This is a genomic window from Alcanivorax sp. UBA3183 (assembly GCF_002364155.1).
GTDB lineage: Bacteria > Pseudomonadota > Gammaproteobacteria > Pseudomonadales > Alcanivoracaceae > Alcanivorax > Alcanivorax jadensis.
This window is the reverse complement of record NZ_DEXN01000005.1, coordinates 339-4,108: the sequence shown is the minus strand read 5'-3', so window position 1 is coordinate 4,108 and position 3,770 is coordinate 339. Positions and strand designations below refer to the sequence as shown.

Genomic DNA, 3,770 nt, shown 5'->3' with positions numbered 1-3,770 from the left:
GCATTGGTTTCCGGTTTGCCTTCCAGCTGGCGAATAATCAGCGGCTCGAACAGCCACAGATTGGCAAACACCAGCCGCTTGGCAAACGATTGATGAGGCGCCACCTGTTCCAGCATCTTCCGGGTGGGCAGACTCAAAGATGCCGGTCTGGGGTGCGTCTGCAAGTGATGAATCGCCGCAGCCAGATCACCGATGGCCGTTCTCTCCGGCGGCCGGGAGGAATGCCCCGGTTCAGCTTCCGCCTGCAGTTCCACTGTCATGTAACCCTTCTCGGCAATCCCCATTAACGCCACCGGACGATCCATACCCAGGGTGCTGCCCGGCAGCATCATGCCTCCCTCATCCAGAATCAGGGCAAACCGCAGGTTCTGCTGTTCCAGCCAGGCAGCCATTTTCACCGCGCCCTCGCGGCCACCGATTTCCTCATCGTGACCGAACGCCAGATACACATCACAGGCGGGAGCCTGACCGCTTTGCAGCAAGGCTTCCGTGGCTTCCAGAATCGCCATCAGGCTGCCCTTGTCATCCAGGGCACCGCGGCCCCAGACAAAGTCGTCATCAACGACGCCGGCAAAAGGAGGCTTCTGCCATTTTTCCGGGGAGGACACTGGCACCACATCCTGATGGGCCAGCAGCAATTGTGGCGGGCAGTCGTTCTTGCTGTCCCAGTGATACAGCAGACTATGGCCGAAGGCCTTTAACGAAAGGGTCTGGTGGGTCAGCGGAAAGCTGTCGCGCAGAAAATCATGGAAGCCGACGAAGGCATTCGGCTGGTCCGGCAGGGTGGGAAAACGCAGAGCCGCGGCCAACCGCCCAACCATGGCGTCTTCATCCATGGCTTGCGGCAAATCGGGCAGCTCAGCAACGCGGCTGTCTGCCTGCGGCAAGGTCAGGGTGTGATAGAGCAGCACCGCGAGCAGGATAAGCACAGCTAGCGCCAGCAATTGCAGCAAGCGTTTCATGTTCAGCCCTCACGTCTTGTTGTTCTGACAGGCTCGCTGTTTCGTCAGACCAGCGCCTTGCGATTGCGCAGCAGCTCGCCCAGCCCAGCCTTGTCCAATTGCAGGTCCACGTAGGCGGCGATGACTTCGCCGTTGTCCATGGCCAGCACTTCGTTGAGCAACTGGCGGGTAAAACTGGCTTTGACCTGGCGCACGGCGGCTTTCACCTTGAGCAGGTTGGAGGCATTCATGGACAGAGCGTTAACGCCCATGGCCATCAACAGCAACGCCGAGCCCACTTCCCCGGCCATCTCCCCGCACACGGATACCGGCACGCCTTCCTCATGACCCTGCTCGACCACATGCAAAATGGCATGCAGCACCGCCGGGTGATAGGAGTTGTACAGGGATGCCACCTGACGGTTGTTGCGGTCCACCGCCAACAGGTACTGGGTCAGGTCGTTGGTGCCGATGGACAGAAAGTCGACTCGCTGTGCCAGCGCCCGGGCCTGGTAGACGGCCGCGGGGACTTCGATCATCACCCCCACCTGAGGCATGGCAATGTCGAGGCCTTCATCACGAACTTCCAGCCAGGCACGGTGAATCAGATGCTGGGCTTCTTCCGCCTCGATCACACTGGTGACCATGGGCAGCATGATGCGCAGGTTGTCCAGGCCGTCGCTGGCCTTGAGCATGGCCCGCACCTGCACCATGAAAATTTCTGGGTGATCCAGGGTGACGCGGATACCCCGCCAACCCAGGAAGGGGTTTTCCTCTTCGATGGGGAAGTAGCTCAGCGACTTGTCGCCACCGATATCCAGGGTGCGCATGGTCACCGGGTGCGGCGCAAAGGCGGCAAGCTGCTCCCGGTAGATCACCCGCTGCTCCTCTTCAGAAGGAAAGCGGTCGCGGACCATGAAGGGAATTTCCGTGCGATACAGCCCCACCCCTTCGGCACCACGCTCGATGGAGCGGTTGATGTCGGTCATCAGGCCGGTGTTCACCTGCAGGGGAATGCGGACACCGTCCAGGGTTTCTGCCGGTTCATCGCGCAGCTTTTCCAGGCCCGCTTGGAGATTGGCCTCCTCGGCGATGATTTCTTCGAACTGCTCCTTGAGCTCCGGTGAGGCATTGGCCACCACCCGGCCACGGAAACCATCAACGATGATTTCCTTGTCATCCATCTTCTTGAGCGGCAGGTTCTGGGCTCCCACCACGGTGGGGATGCCCATGGCGCGGGCGACGATGGCCATGTGTGAGTTGCGCGAGCCACGGGTCGTCACGATGCCGCGAATCCGCTCGCGGGGAACTTCCATCAGCATGGGCGCGGAAATATCTTCGCCCAACAGAATACAGTCATCCGGGAACACGATATGCCGGCGGTTCTGGCTCTGCAGTTGCGCCAGTACCCGTCGCCCCAGATCGCGCACATCCGCCGCCCGTTCGCGCAGATAGGGGTCATCCATCATCTCGAAGTTGCGCACGTGGGCATCCACCACGGTGCGCAGGGCCCCCTGGGCCCACTGGCCCTCGCGAATATGCACAATCACTTCGGCGGGTAACGCATGCCGATCCAGCATGCGCAGATAAACATCAAACAACGCCTGCTCTTCGGTCCCCAGGCTCTTGGACGCTCGCTCGGCCAAGTCTCGCACTTCCTGACGTACGCGCACCAGCGCATCATCCAGGCGGGCGATTTCCGCGCTGACATCTTCCACCTGACGATCCGGCACGGCAGACAGATCCGCCGCCGGGAACAACAGCACGCCGAAGCCGATGGCCGCACCAGGGCAGCCGGGCAGACCATCATAAAAACTGGGCAGGTCCGGCCCTCCCGGATCCAGCTGATCGAACAGCACCCCGGAGGCATGGGCGTGGGCAATCACCGCCGACAACTGGGCGGAGATAGTCACCAGAAAGGCTTCTTCACTCTGATCGAAACGGCGCACATCACGCTGCTGCACCACCATCACCCCGAGCACCTTGCCATGATGCATCACCGGCACGCCGAGAAAGGCGTGAAACGGATCTTCGCCGGTTTCCGCCAGGTAATGGAATTTGGGATGGCTGAAGGCATCTTCCAGGTTCACCGGCTCTTCGCGCAGGCCTACCTGACCCACCAGGCCTTCCGACAGCCCCAGACTGACATGACCCACCGCTTCCTGCTTGAGGCCTTCGGATGCCATCAACACATAACGCTGCTCTTCTTCGTGACGTAGATAAATGGAGCACACCTCGGTGCCCATGGCATCACGAACCCGCTTGGCCATCAGGTTCAGCGCGGAGGGGATATCCGCCGCGTTGTTCACTTCCTGGACAATGCGTCGCAGGGTATCAAGCATTGGGGTTGTCTCCCGGTGAAATCCGGTTCTTTTCCTGCTCTTCCCGTTCCCCCTTCAGGGCCGGGGCAAGTTCGCGCAGGGCACGGGCATAAACGCCGCGTTTGAAATGCACTACCTTGCGGATCGGATACCAGTAATTAACCCAGCGCCAGGCCTTGAATTCGGGGCTGTCGCTGGCGAACAGATCAATGGCAGCCTCTTCCGCCGTCAGCCGCAGCAGAAACCACTTCTGCCGCTGACCGATACAATGGGGGCGATTGCGAGGCCGACGTAGAAAACGGCGCGGCAGACGATAAGTCAGCCACCCTTCGGTACTGGCAACAATCTCAACGTGTTCAGGACGCAGACCGACCTCTTCTTCCAGCTCGCGAAAAAGCGTTTCCTCCGGGGTTTCTCCGGGCATCATGCCCCCCTGGGGAAATTGCCAGGCATCACGGTTACCTACCCGTCGACCCCAGAATACTCGGCCATCCTCGCCGGCAATGAT

The 3,770-nt window shown here is 60.6% G+C and carries 3 protein-coding genes; all 3 read right to left on the bottom strand.

The features are described 5' to 3' along the window. Positions 1 to 962 (bottom strand): M20/M25/M40 family metallo-hydrolase (locus B3Q33_RS01075; protein WP_286826579.1); only part of this gene is annotated, 962 nt, incomplete at its 3' end. 44 nt (positions 963 to 1,006) lie between these two features. After that, entirely contained in the window at positions 1,007 to 3,283 is a 2,277-nt protein-coding gene (ptsP, locus tag B3Q33_RS01070; protein WP_273010194.1) for a phosphoenolpyruvate--protein phosphotransferase, read from the bottom strand. Beyond that, positions 3,276 to 3,770: RNA pyrophosphohydrolase (locus B3Q33_RS01065; protein ID WP_286826577.1), on the bottom strand; the 495-nt coding region annotated here is incomplete at its 5' end. The genes ptsP and B3Q33_RS01065, both read right to left, overlap by 8 nt.